This is a genomic window from Archangium lansingense (assembly GCF_026626635.1).
Classification (GTDB): Bacteria; Myxococcota; Myxococcia; order Myxococcales; family Myxococcaceae; genus Archangium; species Archangium lansingense.
In genome coordinates this window covers 2,227,402-2,250,622 of the sequence record NZ_JAPNKA010000001.1, presented here as the reverse complement: position 1 = coordinate 2,250,622, position 23,221 = coordinate 2,227,402, and the positions used below count along the sequence as shown (strand labels likewise).

19 protein-coding genes are annotated in these 23,221 nt (G+C 68.2%); 8 read left to right on the top strand and 11 right to left on the bottom strand.

Going from position 1 to position 23,221, the window contains the following annotated elements; translation table 11 throughout:
* Positions 1-127: 127 nt before the first annotated feature.
* The 3 genes from OV287_RS09005 to OV287_RS08995 all read right to left on the bottom strand — a co-directional run bounded on the left by OV287_RS09005 (position 128) and on the right by OV287_RS08995 (position 1,316).
* On the bottom strand, positions 128-580 hold the full coding sequence (locus tag OV287_RS09005) for an Hsp20/alpha crystallin family protein (protein ID WP_267533586.1): 453 nt from the start codon (positions 578-580) through the stop codon (positions 128-130).
* A 182-nt stretch (positions 581-762) separates the two neighbouring features.
* Positions 763-957 (bottom strand): CPXCG motif-containing cysteine-rich protein, encoded by a 195-nt coding sequence (locus OV287_RS09000; protein ID WP_267533585.1) that lies wholly within the window; start codon positions 955-957, stop codon positions 763-765.
* Positions 957-1,316 carry a DUF309 domain-containing protein gene (locus tag OV287_RS08995; RefSeq protein ID WP_267533584.1) on the bottom strand — a complete coding sequence of 120 codons (360 nt, stop codon included), beginning with the start codon at positions 1,314-1,316 and terminating at the stop codon, positions 957-959. The genes OV287_RS09000 and OV287_RS08995 overlap by 1 nt, the downstream gene beginning before the upstream one ends.
* Before the next feature lie 41 nt (positions 1,317-1,357).
* Here OV287_RS08995 and OV287_RS08990 point away from each other — a divergent pair, with 41 nt between their 5' ends.
* Positions 1,358-2,206, top strand: a complete 849-nt coding sequence (locus OV287_RS08990) for a GspE/PulE/PilB domain-containing protein (protein WP_267533583.1) — start codon at positions 1,358-1,360, stop codon at positions 2,204-2,206.
* A 6-nt stretch (positions 2,207-2,212) separates the two neighbouring features.
* Here the strand turns inward: OV287_RS08990 and serB are convergent, their stop codons facing one another.
* From serB to OV287_RS08975, 3 genes are read right to left on the bottom strand one after another with little or no spacing between them, the layout of a single operon-like run.
* Positions 2,213-3,415: a phosphoserine phosphatase SerB gene (serB, locus tag OV287_RS08985; protein ID WP_267533582.1), complete on the bottom strand. Its 1,203-nt coding sequence runs from the start codon at positions 3,413-3,415 to the stop codon at positions 2,213-2,215.
* Positions 3,416-3,474: 59 nt separating this feature from the next.
* Positions 3,475-4,944, bottom strand: coding sequence for a serine/threonine protein kinase (locus OV287_RS08980; protein ID WP_267533581.1), 1,470 nt, complete (start codon positions 4,942-4,944; stop codon positions 3,475-3,477).
* A gap of 59 nt (positions 4,945-5,003) precedes the next feature.
* Positions 5,004-5,759, bottom strand: a complete 756-nt coding sequence (locus tag OV287_RS08975) for a TIGR02266 family protein (protein ID WP_267533580.1) — start codon at positions 5,757-5,759, stop codon at positions 5,004-5,006.
* 103 nt (positions 5,760-5,862) lie between these two features.
* Here OV287_RS08975 and OV287_RS08970 point away from each other — a divergent pair, with 103 nt between their 5' ends.
* The 7 genes from OV287_RS08970 to OV287_RS08940 are packed head-to-tail and all read left to right on the top strand — an operon-like array spanning position 5,863 to position 14,110.
* A complete protein-coding gene (locus OV287_RS08970; RefSeq protein ID WP_267533579.1) occupies positions 5,863-6,351 on the top strand; it encodes an NADH-quinone oxidoreductase subunit NuoE family protein in 489 nt (162 codons plus the stop codon).
* Between the two features lie 26 nt (positions 6,352-6,377).
* Positions 6,378-7,712, top strand: coding sequence for an NADH-quinone oxidoreductase subunit NuoF (nuoF, locus tag OV287_RS08965; RefSeq protein WP_267533578.1), 1,335 nt, complete (start codon positions 6,378-6,380; stop codon positions 7,710-7,712).
* Positions 7,709-8,221, top strand: a complete 513-nt coding sequence (locus OV287_RS08960; RefSeq protein WP_267533577.1) for an NADH-quinone oxidoreductase subunit J — start codon at positions 7,709-7,711, stop codon at positions 8,219-8,221. Before nuoF ends, OV287_RS08960 begins: the two co-directional genes overlap by 4 nt.
* Before the next feature lie 57 nt (positions 8,222-8,278).
* Positions 8,279-8,581, top strand: a complete 303-nt coding sequence (gene nuoK, locus OV287_RS08955) for an NADH-quinone oxidoreductase subunit NuoK (RefSeq protein WP_267533576.1) — start codon at positions 8,279-8,281, stop codon at positions 8,579-8,581.
* Between the two features lie 40 nt (positions 8,582-8,621).
* A complete protein-coding gene (gene nuoL, locus OV287_RS08950) occupies positions 8,622-10,850 on the top strand; it encodes an NADH-quinone oxidoreductase subunit L (RefSeq protein WP_267533575.1) in 2,229 nt (742 codons plus the stop codon).
* Positions 10,847-12,532 (top strand): complex I subunit 4 family protein, encoded by a 1,686-nt coding sequence (locus OV287_RS08945; protein ID WP_267533574.1) that lies wholly within the window; start codon positions 10,847-10,849, stop codon positions 12,530-12,532. Before nuoL ends, OV287_RS08945 begins: the two co-directional genes overlap by 4 nt.
* Before the next feature lie 15 nt (positions 12,533-12,547).
* A complete protein-coding gene (locus tag OV287_RS08940; protein ID WP_267533573.1) occupies positions 12,548-14,110 on the top strand; it encodes an NADH-quinone oxidoreductase subunit N in 1,563 nt (520 codons plus the stop codon).
* Between the two features lie 53 nt (positions 14,111-14,163).
* Here the strand turns inward: OV287_RS08940 and OV287_RS08935 are convergent, their stop codons facing one another.
* From OV287_RS08935 to OV287_RS08915, 5 genes are all read right to left on the bottom strand, one after another.
* On the bottom strand, positions 14,164-14,997 hold the full coding sequence (locus OV287_RS08935; RefSeq protein WP_267533572.1) for a GNAT family N-acetyltransferase: 834 nt from the start codon (positions 14,995-14,997) through the stop codon (positions 14,164-14,166).
* A 1,631-nt stretch (positions 14,998-16,628) separates the two neighbouring features.
* Complete coding sequence (locus OV287_RS08930; RefSeq protein ID WP_267533571.1) at positions 16,629-18,065, bottom strand: sigma-54-dependent transcriptional regulator; 1,437 nt, start codon at positions 18,063-18,065, stop codon at positions 16,629-16,631.
* Positions 18,062-20,572: an ATP-binding protein gene (locus OV287_RS08925; RefSeq protein WP_267533570.1), complete on the bottom strand. Its 2,511-nt coding sequence runs from the start codon at positions 20,570-20,572 to the stop codon at positions 18,062-18,064. Before OV287_RS08925 ends, OV287_RS08930 begins: the two co-directional genes overlap by 4 nt.
* Positions 20,569-22,485 (bottom strand): selenocysteine-specific translation elongation factor, encoded by a 1,917-nt coding sequence (gene selB / locus OV287_RS08920; RefSeq protein ID WP_267533569.1) that lies wholly within the window; start codon positions 22,483-22,485, stop codon positions 20,569-20,571. The genes OV287_RS08925 and selB overlap by 4 nt, the downstream gene beginning before the upstream one ends.
* Positions 22,486-22,509: 24 nt before the next feature.
* A complete protein-coding gene (locus OV287_RS08915) occupies positions 22,510-23,214 on the bottom strand; it encodes a phosphoribosyltransferase (RefSeq protein WP_373371814.1) in 705 nt (234 codons plus the stop codon).
* Positions 23,215-23,221 lie beyond the last annotated feature (7 nt).

Here is a 23,221-nt window from a genome sequence, read left to right as displayed (position 1 = left end):
CCGAGGCCCCGGTGAGTGCGCATCGCCGCCCGTGTGTCCTGCGCTGCCTGCGAACGGACGGGACGAGCCACCCCAGAGGCCCGTCCCGCCCGTCCGCTACCGCTTCCCCATCAGCACCGCTTCCCCATCAGCTGTTGACCTTCACCTCGACCACGCGGGGCCGGGACTCCTCGCGCCGCGGCAGCGTCAGGGTGAGCACGCCATTCTCGTAGCGGGCCTCCACCCGGGACGCGTCCACGGTGCGCGGCAGCACGAAGGAGCGGACGTACACGCCGAAGCTGCGCTCCAGGCGCCGCGCGCTGTCCTTCTCCGGGCGCTCGACCACCTTGCGCTCCGACTTGAGGGTGAGGGTGTCGTTCTCCACCTTCACCTCGATGGCCTTCGGATCATGCCCCGGCAGGTCCACCTGCAGGGTGATGCCCTCGGCCGTCTCGTAGATGTCCGCGGGCGGGACGAGCTCGCGCGAGTTGCCCTGGCGCACGTTCAGCTCGCGGAAGAGCTGGTCGAACTCCTTGGCCATGAGGGGGCCCAGCGCCACAGCACCATTGCTCATCTCGAACGGGTTCCAACGGTTCAGCATGGACGTCTCCTTATCGCGTCGCACTCCGGGCGGAGCAGCGGCGCGCTGGTTGAGTTGAAAGCGAGTGGTTGTTTGTTGGCGCCGCGCCCGCTGTCTTCAGGGCCCGGCGTCTCTCACAGCTTCAAGAGAACCATGCTTCGGAACGTGTCAAGGCGACGCGCCGCGGGCCCATTCCGGCCGGCTCAGTCGTCCTCGCGCCCGAGGTAGACGGACACCTCCTCCCCCTCTCGGGAGACGTGCACCACCCACGGTCGGCAGCACACCGGGCAGTCTTCCACGTACGTCTCCGACGAGGGGCCACCCGGGTCCACCGTCACCTCCACCTCCTCACCGCAGTAGGGGCAGAGCAGCAGGGCGTCGTCCACGAAGGGTTGCATCAAGAGTCTCCTGCCTGGTGGGTAGACAGCCGAGCGAGCTGGGGCCGAGCGCTGGCACCGCCCTCACGCCAGCACGCCACCTGGGGACGCAAGCGGCCTAAGTCCACGCCCTCACACAGGGGTGGTAGAGACTCGAGCCGGTCCAGGGCGCGGGAGAAGAGCGTCCAGGCGCCCCGGGCATTGCCCGCGTCGCGTTTGAGCCACCCCGCCGCCACGAGAATGAGGCCCTGCAGCAACAGCCGGCGCGGGCCGCGCTCGTACAGCCAGGCCTCCTCCCAGGCCTCATGCGCCTCGTGGAAGTGCCCGGCGTTGAAGAGCGCCACCCCCTCCGCCAGGCAGGTATCGAATCCACGCGGCATCGAACGCGACTCCGGGCTCCTTCCTCCGTAGACTGGCGGCCATGGCCGCACCTCGCAACCGTATCGGAGAGATTCTCGTCAAGGCCCGCGTCATCGACGAGATGCAGCTGCGCAGCGCCCTTGCCCAGCACGACCAGTGGGGCGGGCGCCTGTCCCGCATCATCAGCGACATGGGCATCGCCAAGGAGGACACCCTCACCGAGGCCATCGCCCAGGGCCTGGGCATGCAGCGCGTCCAGCTGGGCACCGCCAAGGACGTGGGCGCCCTCGCCAAGCTGGACGTCGGCGTCGCCGAGCAGAAGGGCATCTTCCCCGTGTCCCTGCGTGACAATGGCAAGACGCTCGTGCTCGCCATGGCGGACCCCACCGACCTGCAGACCATCGACCAGGTGGCCGCTCGCAGCCGCACGCGTGTCGTCCCCGTGGTGGCCGGCGACCGGGAGATTCAGAACGCCATCCTGCGCCACTACCGCAACCAGGATCCGGCCGTTACCCACTCGGCCCACACGGCCCCGGGCAGGAGCGGCGGCTCCTCCGGTGGTGACGAGGACGAGTTCAAGATCGTCGACATGAGCGGGAAGACGGTGGTGAAGGCCATCGCCGACATCGCGCCGAACATGGCCAGGGAGAACGCCGCCCGGCAGCCCACTCCGGCCCCCGTTCCTTCTCGGGCCGCCAGTACGTCGAGCGCCGCGGACCTGCTCGACGAGATTCTCAGCGCCTCGCCCGCCCCGACCGAGGTGTTCTCCCCCGAGGAGATGCAGCGGCTGCAGGCGGTGCAGGCCAACCAGGAGAAGAGCTCCAAGATTCTGCGCGCCCTGCTCGAGCTGCTGCTGGAGAAGAGGATGGTTCAGCAGCGGGAGCTGGCGGCGCGCATGCGCCCCTCCTGAGGTGCCCTACCCCAACACCTCCTGGAGCTCGCGGCCAGTGAGTCCCAGGAGGTAGAGAATGGTGTCCAGGCCGCCGGCGGAGATGGAGGTATCGGCCGCCTGGCGCAGCTTGGGCTTGGCGCGGAAGGCAATGCCCAGACCCGCGCGCTCCAGCATCAACAGGTCATTGGCGCCATCGCCCACTGCGATGACCTGATCGAGGAGGATGCCCTCCGCCTGGGCGATGCTCTCCAGCAACTCGGCCTTGCGGCGCGCGTTGACGATGGGCCCCAAGGTGCGGCCGGTGAGCTTGCCGTCCACTTCCTCCAGCATGTTGGAGTGGGCCTGGTCGATGCCCAGCCGGGCCTTGAGTGCCTCGGCCGCCACGGAGAAGCCCCCGCTGAGGATGGCGGTGCGGTAGCCCAGCCGCTTGAGCACCCGGATGAGCGTCTCCGCACCCTCGGTGAGCGGGAGGTTGGCGGCGATGTCGTGCAGCACCTTGGCGTCCAACCCCTTCAGCAGGGCCACGCGCTGCCTCAGGGACTCGTCGTAATCCATCTCCCCGTGCATGGCGCGCTCGGTGATGCGCGACACCTGCTCGCCCACGCCGTAGGCTCGCGCCAGCTCATCGATGACCTCGATGCGGATGAGCGTGGAGTCCATGTCCATCACCACCATCCGCTTGCTCCGCCGATAGAGGCTCTCGCGCTGCAGCGCCACGTCGAAGGCGTTGGTGGACATGGACAGCTCCAGCAGCGAGCGCTTGAGCTCCTCCGGCTCCCGCTCCGGCGGCAGGGCGATGTGGATCTCCACGGAGCCAAGCTCCGCCTCGGACAGGCGGTGGACGCGCTCGATGTTGGCTGCGTGCTGGGCCAGCCGCTCGGTCACGGCGTGCAGCTCGCGCGTGCCCAGGGAGCGCCCCACCAGGGTGACGACATGGCGGTTGGGGGACGAGGCCACCGGAACTTTCGGCGTGGCCACCGGCTGGAAGTCGAGCGACACGCCCAGCTCACGAGCCACGAAGAGCAGTTCCTTGAGAACGCTGCGCGTCTCGGGCAGGCGCACCAGCAGGCACAGGGTGAGTTGCCCCTGCACCACCACCTGCTCGATGTCGAGCAGCGCCGCACCCACCTCGGAGAGGATGCCCGTCAGGCGAGCGGTGATGCCGGGATGGTCCTTCCCGGTGACGGTGATGAGCACGGCGTCCTTCGGGTTCGGGCTGTCGCTCATGATGAAGCGAGTCTGACAGCCCGACCCGCCCACCGCGAGCACTCGTCACACGGCAGTCGCTACTGCGGCTCCGAGGAGAGAATGAGGTCTCCCTTGGCGAGGAACTGCGCCTCGGGGAAGGACTTGTAGAAGTCCTCCAGCATCGCCTCGAGGTCCGGGTAGCGCTGGTCCACGCGGTCCTGGGTCATCTTGTCGAAGATGGCGTCCAGGCCGGCAGGGGCCTCGGAGTTGACCTCGGAGGGCAGCGGCGAGCGGCGGCCCGGAATCTGCCCGGTGAGCATCTCGTAGAGGAGGATGCCCAGCCCGTAGACGTCCGCGGCGGGACCGGCGTCCTTCGCGCGCTGCTGATGGATGAGCTCGGGGGCCAGGTACACCATGCCGCCCGCGCCCACGAAGACCTGGGGCAGGCCCTTGGAGGCATCCTGCTCCACCACGCGGACCAGGCCGAAGTCGCCCAGCTTCGCGTTGCCGTAGACGTCGAAGAGGATGTTCTCCGGCTTGAGGTTGTGGTGGGTGAGGCCCACGGCGTGCGCGGCACGCAGCGCGTAGGCGATCTGCAGGAAGCAGCGCAGGGCGAGCGCCACCGGCACTCCCTTGCCTCCGCCCTCCTCCAGCTTGCTCTTGAGGCTGCCGTGCAGCAGCTCGAGCACGTAGTAGGGGCGGGCCGTCTCCGTGTTCTGATCCAACACCTGGACGATGCCGGGGTGGCGCACCTGGGCCTGGGCGCACAGCTCCTTCTTCAGCCGCTTGAGCACCTCGCCGCGCTGCAGGAAGGAGAAGTAGCCGAAGATGTCCTTCAGCTCCTTGACGCAGATGTCCAGCCCGAGCGCGTTGAAGCGGCCCTTGTAGGCAGTGGCGAGCGGCCCGGCGCCGAGGGCCTCGAGCTTCTGGTAGCGCTGATCCAGCAGTTCCGCGGCCCTGGCCACGGGAGAGGCGGCGACGGGAGCGGGAGGTGCCATGGGCGCGATGGGGGGAACGGGCGCGGCGGGAGGCAGGGGAAGGGCCTCGTTTCGAACACTGGCCACCGGAGGCGGCGCCGGCAGGGGCGCGGCCACCGGAATCTCGAGGCCGAACGGCGCGGACGTACGAGCCCTCGGCAGCGCGGGAGGCGGAGGCTCCACGGGCCGCACCACATCCGAGTCCTCCAGGTACATGTCCGGCGGAGGCGGCGGCATCGTGGGATCAGCCACCTCGTCATCGCGATGGGCGGAGGACGCGTCGGTGCCGAGTTGCTCGGCGAAGAACTCCCCCACCTCCATGGCGAACTTGTCCTGCAGCTCGCCATCCACCACACGCTCACCCAGCTCGGTGAGGCGCAGCTGCGCCTCGCGGTGATCCAGCGCGATGTAGAGGTACTTGCGCAGGAAGAGGTAGTAGCTGTCGAACTCCAGCGAGACGGACGGCTCGAGGGCGGCTTTCACATCGGCCAGCTTGCTGGAGCGTCCCAGACGGCCGTTCTCCCTCAGGCTCTGGAGGATGAACAGCGCCTCGCCGCAGACGGTATCGCGGTGGATGGAGGGCTTGGGCATGTGGGGCGGACTCTACGCGTCCCGGCGCCCTGCCTCAAATCAGCCCCCCTGGCTGGCCGTCAGGGAATGTGCAGCAGCTGCTTCACCGTCTCCAGCACTTCCTGGAAGCGCACCGGCTTGCGCAGGTAGATGTCCACGCCCAGCTGCATGGCACGCTCGCGCGCCTCTGGGCCTCCCGCGGAGATGGCCACCACGGGAATGGACTTCAGCGGCTCCTCGGCGCGGATGCGCTCGATGAGCGCGAACCCATCCATCACCGGCATGTACAGGTCCGTCATCACCAGGCTGAACTGGGTGGAGCGCAGGGCCTGCAGCGCGTGGTGCCCGTCCGGCGAGAAGTGGACCTCCAGCGGCACCTTGCCCGCCAGCTCGCCGCTCGCCAGCTTCTTGAGCACGTAGCTGTACATCTCGACGATGTGCGGGTTGTCCTCGACAATGAGCACACGGTAGCCCTCGGCGGGGAGGGCCGTCCGGTCCGACGCGCGGGTCTGTCCTGCCGAACTCAAGATTTCACCCAATCGCTGCCGGTCCTGATCGCGCACCACCCGGATGCCGACACCACCCGGCGCCTCGGCCGTCGTTGGCCGTACCCAGGCCACCGTCCCCACGACTTCTACCGGATTCAAGAGCCCCGGGAAAGAAAGTGCCAGTCCTAGCTCTTGCCCGGGCGTGAATGTCCGCTCGGTCTGCACGAAGATCCCCCCCTTGGAGAGGTTCTCCGTGACCGCCACCATCCGCTCCTGATTCGGGAACTGCACCCGCAGCATGAGCGGCACCCGGGGCTCGTCGCGCTTGTCGTCTGATCCCCGGTTCATAACAAGGGCTTGAAATCGCTCGGCATTTCGCTGATGGGGCTGAGTGTAGCGCCGTGGGTTTATGTTGACAACGAAGCCTTTCGGGACTTACGAAGCGCCCGCCATGGCGGAGCCCCTGTTCACCCCCGAAGAGCAGAAGAAGTTCGATGCGGAGATCGCAGAGATTCTCTCGCACTACCCGGCCGATCGTAAAAGCGCCGCGATGCTCCCCGCGCTGCGGTTGCTGCAGGAGCTGAAAGGCTGGCTGCCCCCCGAGGGACTCAAGCTGGTCGCCAGCCGGCTGGACGTCACGCCCGAGCGCGCCTACGAGGTGGCGAGCTTCTACGTGATGTACCACCTCAAGAAGCCCGGCAAGTACGTGGTGGACGTGTGCACCAACCTCTCCTGCTCCCTCTGGGGCGCGGAGAAGATGCTCGCCTACTTGGAGCAGAAGCTCGGCCTGAAGGCCGGTGAGGCCAACGAGCGCTTCACCTTGCGCGAGACCGAGTGCCTCGCCTCTTGCGGCACCGCGCCGTGCCTGCAAATCAACGAGGACCACCACGAGAGCCTCACGAAGGCCAAGCTGGACGCGATCTTCGAAAAGCTCTCCTGACCTGCTCCATCAAGGAACCTGATTCCATGGCGACAACGGCATTCGAACCGATCATCTCGGCCGCCTGGGGGAAGCCCAACTCCTGGACGCTGGACGAGTACAAGAAGCGCGGTGGCTACAAGGGGCTGGAGAAGGCCCTGGAGCTGGCGCCGGCGCAGATCATCGACGAAGTGAAGAAGTCCAACCTCCGCGGCCGCGGCGGCGCGGGCTTCCCCACGGGCCTCAAGTGGAGCTTCGTCCCCAAGGACAGCCCCAAGCCCAAGTACCTGGCCGTCAACGGCGACGAGTCCGAGCCGGGCACGTTCAAGGACCGCTACATCCTCGAGCAGGATCCGCACATGATGCTGGAGGGCATCGCCATCGCGTCCTACGCGCTGGGCGTGCACACCTGCTACGTGTACCTGCGCGGCGAGTTCAAGTTCCAGGCGGAGCGCACCAACGCGGCCATCCGCGAGGCGTACGCCGCCGGCATCTTCGGCAAGAAGATGCTGGGCAAGGACTACCAGCTGGACTGCTACGTGGTGCGCGGCGCGGGCGCCTACATCTGCGGCGAGGAGACGGCGCTGCTGGAGAGCCTCGAGGGCAAGAAGGGCTGGCCCCGGCTCAAGCCGCCGTTCCCCGCGGTGGTGGGCCTGTTCGGCAGCCCCACGGTGGTGAACAACGTGGAGACGCTCGCCAGCGTGCCCCACGTCTTCACCCGCGGCTCCGCCTGGTACGCCGGGCTGGGCACCGACAAGTCGGGCGGTACGCGCCTGGTGTGCCTCTCCGGCACGGTGAACCGGCCGGGCGTCTACGAGGTGCCGCTCGAGGCCACCTTCAGCCAGCTCATCTTCGACGACAAGTACGGCCGGGGCCTGCCCGCGGGCCGCAAGGTGAAGGCCGTCATCCCCGGCGGCTCCTCGGCGCCCATCCTCAGCCCGGACGAGCTGGACGTGGCCATGGAGTTCGAGGCCGTCAAGGTGAAGCAGACCATGGCGGGCTCCGGCGGCGTCATCGTCATGGATGACACCACCTGCATGGTGCGCAGCCTGTGGCGCGTGGCGCGCTTCTACGCCGAGGAGTCCTGCGGCCAGTGCACCCCGTGCCGCGAGGGCACGCCCTGGCAGACCCGCCTGCTCCGGAAGATTGAAGAGGGCCGGGGCGAGCCGGGTGACGTGGAGATCCTCTCCAACGTGGCGTCCTCCATCGCGCCCTACCCGCCGATCGGCCTGGGCAACACCATCTGCGCGCTGGGCGATGCCGCGGCGCTGCCGACCCATTCCTTCCTCATGCGCTTCCGCGACGAGTTCGAGGCGCACATCCGCGAGCACCGCTGCCCGTTCGGCGACAAGCCCTGGGGCGCGTTCGGAGACTGGTCGTGAACGTCGAGCTGGTTCTCTTCGGAGCCTTTGCGCTCCTGACGCTGCTGTCCGCCGGACTGGTCATCTTCGCCAAGAGCCCCATCAGCTCGGCGATGTCGCTGGTGGCCACGTTCTTCTTCCTGGCCGGCATCTACGTGCTCCTGTGGGCCCACACCGTGGCGGTGCTGCAGGTGCTGGTCTACGCGGGCGCCATCATGGTGCTCTTCCTCTTCGTCATCATGCTGCTCAACCTGGGTGAGGAGACCTCCTCGCCCGGGCCGCGGCTGACGCTCTCGCGGATCGCGGGCGGCGGCGCGGCGGCGGGTCTGCTGGTGGTGCTGGTGATGGCCATCTGGCGGATTCCGGCGGGCGCCAAGACGATGTCCAGCGAAGCCATCCAGAGCTTCGGCACCCTGAAGGCCATCGGTGGGGTCATCTACACGCAGTGGCTGCTGCCCTTCGAGGCCGTCAGCCTCCTGCTGCTGGTGGCCATGGTGGGCGCGGTGGTGGTGGCCAAGTCGCGGATTTGAGCCCGTCCCCTTCAACCCTCTGCTAGAAGGCGGGCCGCGCTCGCCCTTCAACCGGCCATGGTCCCGATCTCCTACTACCTCATCCTCGCCGCCGCGCTGTTCTGCCTCGGCATGTTCGGTGTGCTCATCCGCCGCAACGCGCTGGTGGTCTTCATGTGCGTGGAGCTGATGCTCAACGCGGCGAACCTGACGTTCCTCGCCTTCGCCAAGCAGAACGGAGACCTGGTGGGACACGTGTCCGCCTTCTTCGTGATCGCCGTGGCGGCGGCCGAGGCGTCCATCGGTCTCGCCATCGTCATCGCAGTGTTCCGCAGCCGGGGCACCATCAGCATCGAAGAAATCCGGACGATGAAACACTGACGGTCCGGCACCTCATTCCGCCAAGAGAGCCCCTCTGCCCATGGAAGCCCTCAAAGACGTCCTTCTTCAATTGCGGCTGGATCCCTCCGCCCTGTGGCTGATCATCGCCCTACCGCTGGTGGGAGCGTTCATCTGCGGCGTGTTCGGCCGGATGCTCGGCCGCGCCAACGTGTACCTGGTGGCCTGCGCCGCGGTGGCGGGCTCCTTCCTGCTATCCGTCTCGGCGTTCCTGGCGGTGAGCCCGCTGGAGGCCGCCCAGGCCGCGTCCCTCCCGAACGCCTACTCGTCGGGTGTCATCCGCTACGCCTTCGGGTTCGACTACGGGACGTGGTTCTCGGCCGGCACGTTCCGGGTGAACTTCGGCATGCTGGTGGACCACCTGTCGGGGACGCTGCTGCTGGTCATCACCGGCGTGGGCTTCCTCATCCACCTGTACTCCACCAGCTACATGTCCCACGACGAGGGCTACTGGCGGTACTTCGCGTACCTCAACCTCTTCGTGGCGGCGATGCTGACGCTGGTGCTGGCCGACAACCTGGTCCTGCTCTTCGTGGGCTGGGAGGGCGTCGGTATGGCCAGCTACCTGCTCATCGGCTTCTGGTACTCGGACACGGCCAAGGCGTGGGCAGGCCGCAAGGCGTTCGTCACCAACCGCATCGGTGACTTCGCGTTCCTCATCGCCACCTTCCTCATCGTGCTGCTGGTGAGCGCGTTCAACACCCAGGCCACCCCGGCCAACTTCAGCATGGTGGGCGGCAACGCGGAGACGGCCCAGGTGCGCTTCCGCGAGGGCCTGCAGCAGAAGGGCCCCGTGGCCTTCCAGGGCTTGGAGGTCATGGCCAACGCGCTGCACGTGACGCCGGAGAAGGCACAGGGCGGCATCAACCTGCAGACGCCCATCTCCGAGGGTCCGCTCAAGGGCCGCACCTTTGGTGGCGTGCTCACGGTGACGCTGCTGCTGTTCCTGCTCGGCGCCGCGGGTAAGAGCGCCCAGTTCCCGCTGTACGTCTGGCTGCCGGACGCCATGGCCGGCCCGACTCCCGTCTCCGCCCTCATCCACGCGGCGACGATGGTGACCGCGGGCGTCTACCTCTTCAGCCGCATGAGCTACCTGCTGGTGCTCAGCCCCACCGCCATGGTGACGGTGGCCATCATCGGCACCATCACCTCGCTGCTGGCCGCGCTCATCGCCTTCGCGCAGGACGACATCAAGAAGGTGCTCGCCTACTCCACCGTGTCCCAGCTCGGCATCATGTTCATGGGCGTGGGCATGGGCATCTTCTGGGCGGCCGTGCTGCACCTGGTCACCCACGCCTTCTTCAAGGCCTGCCTCTTCCTCGGCGCCGGCAGCGTCATGCACGGCAACGCGGACGAGACGGACATCAAGAAGCTGGGCGGCGTGCGCCGCGAGATGAAGCAGACGTGGTTCACCTTCCTGGTGGCCACCCTCGCCATCACCGGCATCTTCCCGCTCTCCGGCTTCTTCTCGAAGGACGCCATCTTCCACGGCATCCACCACAACCACCTGCACGGGTACGAGTGGGCCTCGAATGGCATCTACTACGTGGGCCTGCTCATCGCGGCCTGCACCGCCTTCTACATGTCGCGCGTGTACCTGCTCACCTTCGAGGGCAAGCGCTCGCCGGAGGCGAAGATTCCCCACGCTCACGAGAGCGACTGGCGGATGACGACGCCCCTGTGGGTGCTCGCGTTCCTGAGCGTGGTGGCACTGACCTACGCGCTGCCGCTGATGCCGGCGAGCCGCGGTGGTGGCATGCAGCCGGTGATGGAGAACTTCCTGGGTCCCGTGTTCTCCAGTGCCGAGCGCATCGCCGCCCGCGGCGGTGAGGTGGCGCTGGACCACAGCGTCCCGAGCCTCGCGGACTACTTCAAGGCGTGGCTGGTGGCGCTGTTCGGCGGTGGTCTGGCGGGCTTCATGTACCTGAAGTTCTTCCCCTCGCGAGCGGGCCAGCCGGCTCCGGCCTACGCCCGCGCGGTGCGGCGCTTCACGCAGAACAAGTTCTACGTGGATGAGGCCTACGAGTTCCTGGTCATCCGGCCGGTGAAGAACGTGAGCGCCATCCTCTACAAGCTGGTGGACACCCTCCTCATCGACACGGTGGCGGTGCACGGTACCGCGTGGGTCACGGCCCGCGTGGGTAGCGTCCTGCGCTACGTGCAGACGGGAGACGCACAGGCCTACGCCGCCGTCATGGCGCTGGCCCTGCTCGGCGGCGCGGTGTACGCGATCATCCAGGTGCTGCAATGAGCTTCTTCGATACCCATCTGCTCAACCTCGTCGTCTACCTGCCGCTGCTCTTCGCGGCGCTCATCTGGCTGCTGCCCGGTGCGGAGCGCGGGCAGATCCGCACCATCACGTTCATCGGCATGCTGGTGGACCTGGTGTTCGGCGTCTGGGCCTACCTGCGCTTCGACGCGGCCGGCCCCGAGTTCCAGCTCGAGTACCGCACGCGGTGGCTGGAGCAGCTCGGCGTCAGCTACCACATCGGCGTGGACGGCCTGGCCGTCAGCCTGCTGCTGCTCACCGTCTTCCTGGGGCCCCTGGTGGTGATGGCCTCGCAGACGTACATCACCGAGCGCGTGAAGGAGTTCCACCTCGCGCTGCTGGTGCTGCAGACGGTGATGCTCGGCGCGCTGGTGTCGCTGGACGTGCTGCTCTTCTACATCTTCTGGGAGGCGATGCTCATCCCCATGTACCTGCTGGTGGGCGTGTGGGGCGCCGAGGATCGTCAGAAGGCCGCGGTGAAGTTCTTCCTCTACACCCTGGCCGGCTCGCTGCTCATGCTGGTGGCCATCGTCGCGCTGTACTTCATCGCCAGCACGCCGGGTAACCGCTCCTTCGACTACGCCACCATCTACAACAGCCTGGTGGGCGCCAACTCGCAGATCTCCTCGTGCATGGCCACCGGCGACTGCTCGGGGCTGACGGGCATGGCGGCCATCCTGCACCGCTGGGGCCCGTGGATGTTCGCCGCCTTCGCGATCGCCTTCGCCATCAAGGTGCCGATGTGGCCGGTGCACACGTGGCTGCCCGACGCCCACGTGCAGGCGCCCGTGGCCGGCTCCATGATTCTGGCCGGCGTCATGCTGAAGATGGGAACGTTCGGCTTCTGGCGCTACGCCATCCCGTTCTTCCCGTCCGCCGCGTACCAGGCCCGCTATGTCCTGGCCACGCTCGCGGTGATTGGCATCGTCTACGGCGCGCTCATGTGCCTGGCTCAGCGGGACATCAAGAAGCTCATCGCCTACTCGTCGGTGAGCCACCTGGGCTACTGCATGATCGGCCTGCTGGCCCTCACGGCCGAGGGCGCCACCGGCAGCGCCTACCAGATGCTCAACCACGGCGTGTCCACCGGCGCGCTCTTCCTCCTGTTCGGCTTCCTGTACGAGCGGCGCCACACCCGCCTGATGTCCGACTACGGCGGCATCGCCAAGGTGGTGCCGGTGTACACGGCGTCCTTCCTCATCATCACCTTCTCGTCCGTGGCGGTGCCGGGCACCAACGGCTTCGTGGGCGAGTTCCTGGTGCTGCTGGGCACCTTCAAGAGCACCCTGGGCATGGCCTTCGGCGCTCTGGCCACCCTGGGAGTCATCCTCGGCGCGGCGTACATGCTGTGGATGGTGCAGAAGGTGTTCTTCGGCCCCCTCACCCATCGCGAGAACCAGGGCCTCACGGACCTGAGCCTGCGCGAGTTCGCCACGGTGGTGCCCTTCCTGGCGCTGGTGCTGGTGATGGGCCTGATGCCTCAGCCCTTCCTGGATCGCATCAACCCGTCCACGGAGCGCTTCATCGCGCGCGGCCACCTGGGCATCCCCGGCAACCAGATTCAGGCCAGCGATGTGCAGATCTCCGTGATGGGCCTGCCCCCGGCCGGCCTGGCCGCTGCTCCCAACGCCCCGACGACGGGCCCGCTCGCCGACCGGCGCTAGTCGAGAGTCTCCACCATGAATTTGCCCAACCTGACCTCGGCAGACTTCCTCCCGCTGCTGCCCGCCATCATCCTGGTGGTGGGAGCGTGCGTCCTGTTGCTGTCGGAGGTGTTCCTCTCCGCCACCTCGTCGCGCGGCTACCAGGCGGTGCTGTCCACCGCCACGTCCGTCATCGCCGGCATCGTGTCGCTGTCGCTGCTGGGTGAGCCGGCCCGCGAGGTGTTCCTCGGCTTCGGAGCGTTGGATCCCTTCTCCAGCTTCCTGACGTTCATCGTCTGCGTGTCGCTGGCACTGGCCTCGCTCACCTCGGCTGGCTTCCTGCGCAAGCGCGGCGCCGAGCGCGGTGAGTTCTACGCGCTCATGCTCTTCGCGGGCGCGGGCATGAGCCTCCTGGGTCTGTCCAACGAGCTCATCACCCTCTTCGTCAACATCGAGGTCCTCTCCATCGCCACCTACGCGCTGACGTCCTATCTGCGGCGCGGCACTCGGCCGAGCGAGGCGGGCTTCAAGTACTTCATCCTCGGCGCCTTCTCCTCCGCGGTGCTGCTCTACGGCTCCGCCCTGCTGTACGGCGCCGCCCACACCACCATGCTGGGGGAGATCGCCCAGCCGCTGCGCGCGGCGATGGCCAGCAACAACGGGGCGCTCGTCTACGCGGGCGCGGTGCTGGTGGCCGCCGGCTTCGCCTTCAAGGTGGCCGCGGTGCCCTTCCACATGTGGACGCCGGACGTGTACGAGGGCGCTCCCACCCCCGTCACCGCCCTCATGAGCGCGGGCGTGAAGGCCGCCGCCTTCGTGGCCCTGGTGCGCGTGTTCGTCAGCGTGGGCAGCGGCATCGACGCGAAGCTGCCCTTCGCCATCTTCTCCACCCTGGCGCTCCTCACCATGGTGGTGGGCAACCTGCTGGCCATCCCGCAGCGCAACGTCAAGCGCATGCTGGCCTACTCCTCCATCGCCCACGCCGGCTACCTGATGCTGGGCGTGGCGGCCCTCTTCGTGTCCACCCCGGGCCAGGAGTTCAAGCTGCTCGGCCCCACCGCGCTCTTCGGCGCCAGCCCCGAGGCCGTGGCCCGCGTCGAGGCCCTGCGCGGCATCCTCTACTACCTGCTCGCCTACACCTTCACCGCGGTGGGCGCCTTCGCCGTCGTCTCCCTGCTCGAGCGCCGCGAGGACGAGGAGAAGGGAACTGCCTGGGATTTGGAGCGCTTCAACGGTCTGGCGCAGCGCCGTCCGGGTTGGGCCTTCGCCATGGCGGCCTTCATGCTGTCGCTCGCCGGCATCCCGCCCACCATCGGCTTCATCGGAAAGTTCATCCTCTTCCGCGCCGCCGTGGACGCGGGCCTCGTCGGACTCACCATCATCGCGGTGCTCTCCAGCGCGATCGGCGCCTATTACTACCTGCGCGTCATCGTCCACATGTACATCCGGCCCGTCCCCGAGGGGGCTCACCCCCTGGAGCGCAGCTGGATGACCGAGGTGGCCCTGGTGGTCTCCACCGTCGCCGTGGTGCTGCTGGGCATCCTGCCCGGCCCCCTCACCGAGTGGATCGCCCAGGCGGGCACGCTGTTCACCCGCTAAGGCGCCCCTCCTCCGGTTTCACCAGCGCCCGGGCGGCTTCCGCCCGGGCGTTTTCATTGCGGGCTCGGCAGCGGCCCACGCATCGCCAGCGTCCGCAGCACCACCCGAGCTCCCGCCTCGTGCAGCAGGGGCTCGAGCACCGAGTCTCCCGTCACCACGCGCAGCTCCTCCGTGCCGCCAAGCTCGAGGAAGGCCGCCTCCAGCAAGGCGCTCGCGTGCGCGGGAGTCGCCGCGAAGAAGGGCACCAGCACACGCGCCAGGGGCCGCACGTCCATCCACCCCAGCTCCGCCAACTCTGGGTGCTCCGGGTCCACGAGGCGCCGCAGCCGGTGCGTGGCCTGTGTGGCGAAGCGGGCCAGCTTGCCAGGCACCAGCCCGAAGGCCCTCGTGAGTGGAGCGAAGTCCAGCTCGGCCACCGGAACCACCTCGAGCCCCTCGGGCGCTAGCGGCAAGGCCTCCAGGTGATGCCACGACAGGCGCCACGTGGTCTCCAGCCGTCCCGCCTCCATCCCCATCGAGCTGTACAACGTCCGCGCCGGCACATTGTCCGGCTTCACGTACAGCATCCACTCGCGGCAGCCCCTCGCCCGGAAATGGGAAGCGAGCTCCCGCATCACCTTCCTCCCCAACCCCTTTCCCCGCTGGCCCGGCGCCACCACCAGGTTCACCACGTAGCCGGTCTCTCCCAAGACGTCGACGACGGCATACGCAGCCGCGCCCTCCGGCCCATCCACGAAGAACGCGCGCTTCACGAGGTCCGACACCCACACGTCCAGCGGCGGCGGTGGATCCTCCACTCCCAGCTCAGCAAACAGCCGGACGAAGTCGGCGTGGTCCTCCACCCGCCCTGGCCGCAGCTCCGGCGCCTCGCCGTGTGCATCGCGCATGTCGGAAAGCCCCTCCCTCCGCGCCACTCGCCCAGGCGCGAATCACGGAGCGTATAAAAGAAGGCGGCCCGGAATCCTCAGGAAGGACACCGGGCCGCAGGTCTTCTCAAGAAGCGCACCGTAAGGTGCTGAAGCGGTGGGGGGGAACCTCTTCAGCCTCACTTCGACGTGCTCTGTCTCTATCCTTTAGCACTCGTCGTGCCAGCCCCTCTTCGAAGAAGAGTCCAATGATTCCGGGTACCTGGCGGTAGGGGGCGGTCCGCAGCCGCGAGCCGATTGCAGCCCTGCATTGCAGCCCTGAAATCGCTTGCAAAAGTGAAAACCACCTCGCGTGGGAGCTGGCCCAGAGCCCTGAGCCCCAAAAAGAAGGCGGCCCGGAATCCTCAGGAAGGACACCGGGCCGCAGGTCTTCTCAAGAAGCGCACCGTAAGGTGCTGAAGCGGTGGGGGGGAACCTCTTCAGCCTCACTTCGACGTGCTCTGTCTCTACCCTTTAGCACTCGCCATGCCAGCCCCTCTTCCGTAGAAGAGTCCAATGATTCCGGGCATCTGGCGATAGGGGGCGGTCCGCAGCCGTGAGCCGATTGCAGCCCTGCATTGCAGCGCTGAAATCGCTTGCAAAAGTGAAAACCACCTCGCGTGGGAGCTGGCCCAGAGCCCTGAGCCCCAAAAAGAAGGCGGCCCGGAATCCTCAGGAAGGACACCGGGCCGCAGGTCTTCTTAAGAAGCGCACCGTAAGGTGCTGAAGCGGTGGGGGGGAACCTCTTCAGCCTCACTTCGACGTGCTCTGTCTCTACCCTTTAGCACTCACCATGCCAGCCCCTCTTCCGTAGAAGAGTCCAATGATTCCAGGCATCTGGCGATAGGAGGGGTGCTCCGCAGCCGCGAGCTGATTGCAGCCCTGCATTGCAGCGCTGAAATCGCTTGCAGAAGTGAAAACCACCTCGCGTGGGAGCTGGCCCAGAGCCCTGGGCCCAAAAAGAAGGCGGCCCAGCACCCTCAGAAAGGGTACCGGGCCGCGGGTTCTTCTCAGGAAGCTCACCGGAAGTACTGAAGGGGTGGGGGGGAACCTCTTCAGCCTCACTTCGACGTGCTCTGTGTCTACCCTTTAGCACTCGCCGTGCCAGCTCCACTTTCGCAGGAGAGCCCAATGATTCCGGGCACCTGGCTCCGCTCGCGTCCCCGTCCCCTCTCCAGCGGCTTGCAGCCCTGCATTGCAGCCCTGAAATGCCCTTTCAGAAGTGAAAGGTGGGACGCCGAAGCCCCAAAAAGAAGGCGGCCCGGCACCCTCAAGAAGGGGACCGGGCCGCGGGTTCTTCTAAATTAAGCGCATCGGAGACGCTGAAGTGGTGGGGGGGAACCTCTTCAGGCCACGTCGACGTGCTTCGGGTCTGTTCCTTAGCACTCTCCATGCCAGCGCTTCCGAACTCGCTCCGAAATCTCAGAGTCCAGTAACTTCAAGCACTTAGCAATCTGACTGTCGCCCCAGAACCCCTTCCACTGCATTGCAACCCTGAAATCCCCTTGCAGAAGTGAAAATCCGCAATCATCTCGGGCACTTCTGCTTTTCAGGATTGAAGGGCGATTTCATTCCTGGCGAGGTGTGCCGTACAGGACACCGTCCGTACAGAGTCAGTCCCGGTGATCCGGTCCGGGCGGACGCAGGTTGAGGCGCTTCATCTTGCGCCACAGCGTGGTGGAGGACACGGCCAGATCCTCGGCCACCTGGCCCAGGTCCACCCCGTGCCGCTCCAGCGCCTGGGCAATCGCCCGCCGCTCGGCATCCTCCACCGCTTCGGCCAGCGTGGGCATCCGGGTACTGGGGTCCAGGGAGGACAAGGTGGGTGCCGTCCCCACTGGACCACTGGCTTCCACGCGAGCGTTGGGGCGCAGCGGGAAGTCCTCGGGCAGTAGCTCCACGCCCTCGGCCAGCGCCGCCGCCTGCTCCACCAGGTTCTCCAGCTCGCGCACGTTGCCGGGGAAGCTGTAGCCCATCAGGTGCCCCACCGCCGCCTCCGACAGGCGCTTGGGGTTGGGGCTGCGCGCGTTGGCTCGCTTGAGGAAGTGCTCGGCCAGCTCGGGCACGTCCTCCAGGCGCTCGCGCAGGGGCGGCACGCGCAGCGTCACCACGTTGAGCCGGTAGTAGAGATCCTGGCGGAAGCGCTTCTCGCGCACCTCCAGCTCGATGTCCCGGTTGGTGGCGGCGACAATCCGCACGTCCACCGTCACCGAGGAGGACTCGCCCACGCGACGAACCTCGCCCTCCTGCAGCGTGCGCAGCAGCTTGGACTGGAAGGCGGGCGTCGTCTCCGTCACCTCGTCGATGAAGAGGGTGCCACCGTCCGCCTCCTCCACGAGGCCGCGCCGGGCCCGCACCGCACCCGTGAAGGCCCCCTTCGCGTGGCCGAACAGCTCGCTCTCCAGCAGCGTCTCGGAGATGGCGGCGCAGTTGACGGGAACGAAGGGCTTGTCCTTGCGCCGGCTGTGCGCGTGCACCGCGCGCGCGACGAGCTCCTTACCCGTGCCGCTCTCGCCCTGCACCAGCACCGTGGCGTCACTCTGCGCCACGCGCATCAGGCGAGACGTCAGCTCGCGCATCGCCGAGCTGCGGCCCACCAGCGCGCTCAGGCTGTGGCGCTCGTTGAACTCGCCGGCCAGCAGGTCCACCGTCGTCTGCAGCCGAGCCCGCTCCAGCGCACGCTCCACCCGGTAGCGCAGCTCACCCTCCTTGAAGGGCTTGGTGACGTAGTCGAACGCGCCCTGGCGCATGGCCTCCACCGCACTCTCGATGGAGCCGAAGGCCGTCATCATGATGACCTGCAGGCGCGGGGCCACCTCCAGCGCCTTCTTCAGAAGGGTGAGCCCGTCCATCGGCTCCATCTTCAGGTCCGTCAGCATCAGGTCCACCCCGTTGTTCGACAGGGTGGAGAGCGCATCCTCCCCTGTGGCGGCCTGGAGGACGGTGTAGCCCTCGGAACTCAGGAGGAGCGCGGTGGTGGCTCGCATGTTCCGCTGGTCGTCTACGACCAGGATGGTACCGCGAGGCTGGGGCTTCGATGCGTCGTTCACGGCGGGCTCGTCGGCTGGGTGAGGGGAAGACGGAAGGTGAAGGTGGTGCCACGGCCCGGAGCGCTCTCCAGGGCCAGCTCTCCATGGTGCTCGTCGATGATGCGTTTGACGACCGCGAGCCCCAGACCCGTTCCCTGGGCCTTGGTGGTGAAGAAGGGCTCGAAGACACGGTGCATCAACTCGGTGGGAATGCCGCAGCCCTGGTCCGCCACGTCGATGCGCAGCACATCCTTGTTGCCGTGCGCCTCCCGGCGGGCGCGCACCTGCACCACCCCACCCTGCGGCATGGCCTGGATGGCATTGACGAGCACGTTGACCAGCACCTGGCGGATGAGGCGCCGATCCAACGGCACACGGGGCACATCCGACTCCACGTCGACAGAGACGGCGACGCGGTGGGAGCCTCCCTGCTGGGAGTGCGCGGCATCTAGCGCGTCCTGCAGCACGCGAGGCACATCCTCTGCCTGCAAAATGAGCTCGCGCGGGCGGGTGTAGTCCAACAGGTCTCCCACCATGCGGTTGAGCCGATCACTCTCCTCCGAGAGGATGTCCAACAGCATGGCCGCGTCGCCCTCGGCCTTGAGCAGGCGGCGCAGCGAGGCCACAGCGTTGAAGATGACCCCCAGCGGGTTGCGCACCTCGTGGGCCACGATGGCGGACAGCTCGCCGAGCGCGGTCAGTCGCTCGCGCTGCACCATCTCCGCTCGCGCGGCGGCCAGCTCCGCGTACGAGGCCCAGAGCGACTCGTAGAGCCGGGCGTTGGCGATGGCCAGGGCAATCTGCCCACACGTGGCCTCGGCCAGCTCGATGAAGGCGGAGTCGAAGTTGCGCGGCTGGCGGGTGTCGTCCAGCAGCACCACGCCAATGAGCTCATCGCGCGAGGTGAGCGGCAGGGCCAGCAGGGCCTTCTCCTCGAAGCGGCGGACGAGCTCACGCTGCTCCATGCCCTCGACCTTGGACACGTCCGGCATGGCCACCGGCCGACGCTCGCGGGCCACGAGCGCGGTGACGCTGCCCGGCTCGTCCACCGGAATCACCACGCCGCGGAAGAAGTCGCGGTGGGTGGCGGAGGCGGCCGCTCCCCGCAGGACACCGGCATGCTCGTCGTGCAGGAGGATGAAGCAGTTGGAGACGTCCAGCAGCTTGACGAGGAAGTCCGAGGCCACATCCAGGATGCTGGCCACCTCCAGGGTGGCGGTGGTGGTGCGGGCCAGGTCCAACAGCAGGCGCGTGTCGGCGAGCTGCCGGGCAGACTCGCTACGAAGACGGCGCTGATCCAACAGCGTCATCAACAGCTCGGACAGCGTTCCCAGCAGCCGCAGGTCCGCCCCACCGAAGGGGCGACCCGGGGAACGCAGCACCTGGAGGAGCCCTCGTGGGTGGCCACCATGGGCCAGACGCACCGCCGCGCCACAGCCCAGACGGCCGCCGGTGGCCTCCATCAGCGCGCGCTCCTCGGCCTCGTTGGAGAGCACCGCGCCCCGAGCCACCACCGCCGACGGAGACATGCCCCCCAGCGGCGCGGCGAGCATGGCCCGCAGCTCACCATCCAGCCCCACCTGCGCCGTGAGGACGAGCTCCTCCTCGGGAGCCGCGGGGGCATACAGCAGCACGGCGTCCGCGCCGATCAGCGACGCCAGGCGCGAGAGAAAGTCCTCGGGCGAGGGCGGCTCCGGCTGGGCGACAAAGCGCGCCGCCTCGGCCACCGCCACCATCTCCCACCGGCCCCGCTCCACGTCCGTCAGCAACCGCGCGTCGGTGAGCGCCGCCCCCACCACCTTGGCAAAGAGCGCCAGCACCGAGCTGTACGAGGGGGACAGCCCCACACCAGACACCCACAGCACCTCCGACAGCGTGGTGCCCAACGGAAGGTAGACGGGAGTGGACTCCTCCCCGCCGGAGGCGCCGAAGACAGGCCGTCCCTCGGACAGCGCCCGCAGCCCCAGCGCCCCATCCTCCGGAGGCGGACTTCCGTCTCGGGTGAGGAAGCGCTCCCCATCTCGCACCAGGAAGCTCGCCGAGAAGCCCGCACTGGAGAGGCCCACCAACGCCACCCGCCGCACCGCCTCCTCCGAGCGCGCCGCGACAAGCTCCGCGCTCGTCTCCACCAGGCGCTCGGCCACCACCAGCTCCGCCGGCCGCTGGCCCAGCACCAGGCAGTTGATGAGCAGCGCCGCGCCCACCCCCTCCACCTCCACCTCCTGCACGTGGGACGCCACCTCCAGCGTCCCCCCGTCCGGTCCTGGCAACAGGTAGCGCTGAGGGCCCGTCTCCTTCAGCGTCCCCTCCTCGCGCCGCCGGTAGCGAGCCTCGAGGCGCACCCGGTCCTCCGGACGCACGAAGTCCAGGAAGAGGCGGCCCTCGACCTCCGCCCGGCCCCGCCCCAGCATCTCCAGGTAGGCCTCGTTGGCCGCCCACACCCGGCCCCCGCGGGCCACGTACATGGGGTTGCCCAGGGACTCGATGAGGGCCCGCAGGGCTGCCTCGCTGTAACGCTTCGTCGTCATGCGCGCCGCAGCACCCGTTTCTCTCCGACCCGGAGCGTCACCTTTTCGCGGTCGAAGTACTCCGAGAGGGGAATGACGAACTTCCGGCTCTGCCCCACCAATTCCTTGAACGCCTGGGTGGAAATTTCCTTCTTCTCACGAAGGTGGGCAACCAGCCGCTCCTTCAGTCCGGTCAGCGCCCCCGCATCGAAGAATAGCTCCTCGCTGACCCGCACCACCCGCCCCTCTGCCACCGCCACCTTGAGCAGCTCCGCCACCCGGGCCGCTGGCAACCGCAACCTCTCGGACAGCTCGTTGAGGGTGGGCGGCGCCAGCCCCGCCGCGGAGAGGTCCACCACCAGCCGAGTGCGCGCCGCGTCCTCGTCCAGCGAGAGCGTGCGGCCACGCCCCTTGAGGCGCACCACCTCCTTGTCCACCTCCACCTTCCCCGCGTCCGTCAGCGCCTGCACCACCCGGGTGAAGAGGCGCGCGTCCAGCTCGCCGGACAGCCGCTGACGCAGCTCCTCACGCGACAGGCCCTCGCGCAGCGGCTCCCGCTCATGAAAGGCGGCCAGCAGCGCCAGGGCACGCGCCTGCAGTCCCTCGAAGACCTCGCCCGACAGGTAGAGCCGCCGCTCCCGGTCCACCAGCAGCGCCGTGCCTCGCGCGCCGAGCAGCTCCAGCGTCCGGGTGAGCACCTTCGGCGCGAGCGCCGAGCGGGCGAAGAGCTCCTGCTGCGTGAGTCCCCGGTAGCCCACCTGGCGCAGCAACCACGCCACCTGGCCCCCCGCGTCCGCCTCCAGCAACGGGGCCACCACCTCGGCACCGCCCTTACGACGGCGCGGCGGAGTAATGGACAGCACCCGGCCACCGGCGAGCGTGGCACCCCGGCCCGGCAGCGCGCGAGAGCCCCGGAGGATGAAGCGCTGGCCCGGCAGCGCCGCCAACGGCTCGGACAGACGCAGCTGCGCGAGCGCCGTCTCCCCCGGCTCCAGCTTCTCCAGATCCAACAGCGCCACCGTGGCCTCTACCTGCGCCGTGCCCAGGTGCAGCAACAGCTTGCGGCGCCTGGGGAGTCCCTCCTCCGCCGCGGGCAACAGGCTCAGCTCCACGTCCAGCATCCGCGTCTCGGGCACCTCGCCGGCCTTCACCAGCACCATGCCGCGAGCAATCGCCTCGGGCTCCACGCCCGTCAGGTTCACCGCGGTGCGCTGGCCCGCCGCCACCTTCTGCACCGCCTCGCCGTGCATCTGTAGCCCACGCACGCGCAGGGGGCCCGGCAGGCCCGGCAGCAGGGAGACCGCATCCTCCACCCCGAAGGTGCCGGACAGCAGCGTGCCCGTCACCACCGTGCCGAAGCCCTTGATGGTGAAGGCCCGGTCCACCGGCAGGAAGGCGGGGCCCTCGGCGGGACGCGAGGACAGGCCCCGGGCCGCACGGGTGAGCGCGGCGCGCAGTGCATCCAGCCCCTCCCCCGTCTTCGAGGACACGGGCACCACCGGCGCGCCCTCCAGGAAGGTGCCCCCCACCAGCGTGGCCAGGTCCGCCTCCACCAGCGCGCGCCACTCAGCGCCCAGCTCCACCAGCAGGTCCGCCTTGGTGAGCGCGATGACCCCGGCCTTCACGCCGAGCAACCGGCAGATGTCCAGGTGCTCGCGCGTCTGGGGCATCACGCCCTCGTCCGCCGCCACCACCAGCACCGCCAGGTCCACCCCGCCGGCACCCGCCGCCATCGCCTTGACGAAGCGCTCGTGGCCGGGCACGTCCACCACGCCCGCCATCGAGCCATCGTCGAGCTTCAGGTGGGCGAAGCCCAGCTCCAGGGTAATCCCCCGGCGCTTCTCTTCTTTGAGCCTGTCGGTATCGATACCGGTGAGCGCCTTGACCAGTGACGTCTTGCCGTGATCGATGTGCCCAGCGGTGCCGATGATCATCTCGCTCCAGGCTCTCCCCTCGTCTCAGGCCCCCGCCTTGTCCGGGTCCACGTCGAAGCGCCCGTCCTCGGTGACGGCCTCATAGTCCCACGGGAAGACGACGAGGGCATCCGTCGGCAGCGCACAGAAGGTCGGGGTGAAGCCCCCGGGGCGAGCCACCAGCGAGGCGGTGTGCACCTCCCGGGCTCCCACCTTCTGAGCCAGGGTGATGGCCAGCTCCAGCGTGTCGCCGCTGGAGACGACGTCGTCCACGATGAGCACACGCTTGCCCTTCAGCTCGCGCGGCATCTCCCCGCTCAGCTTCGGCCGGGGCGCGCCCTTGTCCCGGCTGCGCCGGCTGATGCGCACCGGGTAGAACTCGCAGCCGAGCGCGCTGGACAGCGCCCCGCCTACGAACACCCCGCCGTGCGCCACGCCCACCACGGCCTGGGGCTTGAAGGACTGGCTGATGGTGCGCGCGAGCTTCTGCACGGCGCGGTCGAACTCCGCCCAGGACAGCTCCTGGACGCTTCGGTTCGAGCGCGACTGGTCACGCCCGGTGTGTTGGCGTGGCGCCTCCACTTGAGGCGCGAGGATCATGTCCGCTGGGATGGAGACGAGCTTCTCCACCTGCTTCTGGGAGGGCTTGCCCTTCGAGCTCTTGGGCATTGCCTTGGTGGGCGCTGCCTTGAGCGTTGCCCGCTTGGTGGCCACGGGGAGGACTCCGGTATGGGGTGCGGGCCGCGTCATACCCCGG

Excerpts from the sequence above, each read along its gene's own strand:
- nuoK (WP_267533576.1), top strand. The coding sequence starts at position 8,279 with ATGGTCCCGATCTCCTACTACCTCATCCTCGCCGCCGCGCTGTTCTGC.
- OV287_RS08990 (WP_267533583.1), top strand. The coding sequence starts at position 1,358 with ATGGCCGCACCTCGCAACCGTATCGGAGAGATTCTCGTCAAGGCCCGC.
- OV287_RS08970 (WP_267533579.1), top strand. The coding sequence starts at position 5,863 with ATGGCGGAGCCCCTGTTCACCCCCGAAGAGCAGAAGAAGTTCGATGCG.
- OV287_RS08940 (WP_267533573.1), top strand. The coding sequence starts at position 12,548 with ATGAATTTGCCCAACCTGACCTCGGCAGACTTCCTCCCGCTGCTGCCC.
- OV287_RS08975 (WP_267533580.1), bottom strand. The coding sequence starts at position 5,759 with ATGAACCGGGGATCAGACGACAAGCGCGACGAGCCCCGGGTGCCGCTC.
- OV287_RS08935 (WP_267533572.1), bottom strand. The coding sequence starts at position 14,997 with ATGCGCGATGCACACGGCGAGGCGCCGGAGCTGCGGCCAGGGCGGGTG.
- OV287_RS08925 (WP_267533570.1), bottom strand. The coding sequence starts at position 20,572 with ATGACGACGAAGCGTTACAGCGAGGCAGCCCTGCGGGCCCTCATCGAG.
- OV287_RS09000 (WP_267533585.1), bottom strand. The coding sequence starts at position 957 with ATGCAACCCTTCGTGGACGACGCCCTGCTGCTCTGCCCCTACTGCGGT.
- serB (WP_267533582.1), bottom strand. The coding sequence starts at position 3,415 with ATGAGCGACAGCCCGAACCCGAAGGACGCCGTGCTCATCACCGTCACC.
- OV287_RS08995 (WP_267533584.1), bottom strand. The coding sequence starts at position 1,316 with ATGCCGCGTGGATTCGATACCTGCCTGGCGGAGGGGGTGGCGCTCTTC.
- OV287_RS08915 (WP_373371814.1), bottom strand. The coding sequence starts at position 23,214 with ATGACGCGGCCCGCACCCCATACCGGAGTCCTCCCCGTGGCCACCAAG.
- nuoF (WP_267533578.1), top strand. The coding sequence starts at position 6,378 with ATGGCGACAACGGCATTCGAACCGATCATCTCGGCCGCCTGGGGGAAG.
- OV287_RS08980 (WP_267533581.1), bottom strand. The coding sequence starts at position 4,944 with ATGCCCAAGCCCTCCATCCACCGCGATACCGTCTGCGGCGAGGCGCTG.
- selB (WP_267533569.1), bottom strand. The coding sequence starts at position 22,485 with ATGATCATCGGCACCGCTGGGCACATCGATCACGGCAAGACGTCACTG.
- OV287_RS09005 (WP_267533586.1), bottom strand. The coding sequence starts at position 580 with ATGCTGAACCGTTGGAACCCGTTCGAGATGAGCAATGGTGCTGTGGCG.
- nuoL (WP_267533575.1), top strand. The coding sequence starts at position 8,622 with ATGGAAGCCCTCAAAGACGTCCTTCTTCAATTGCGGCTGGATCCCTCC.
- OV287_RS08945 (WP_267533574.1), top strand. The coding sequence starts at position 10,847 with ATGAGCTTCTTCGATACCCATCTGCTCAACCTCGTCGTCTACCTGCCG.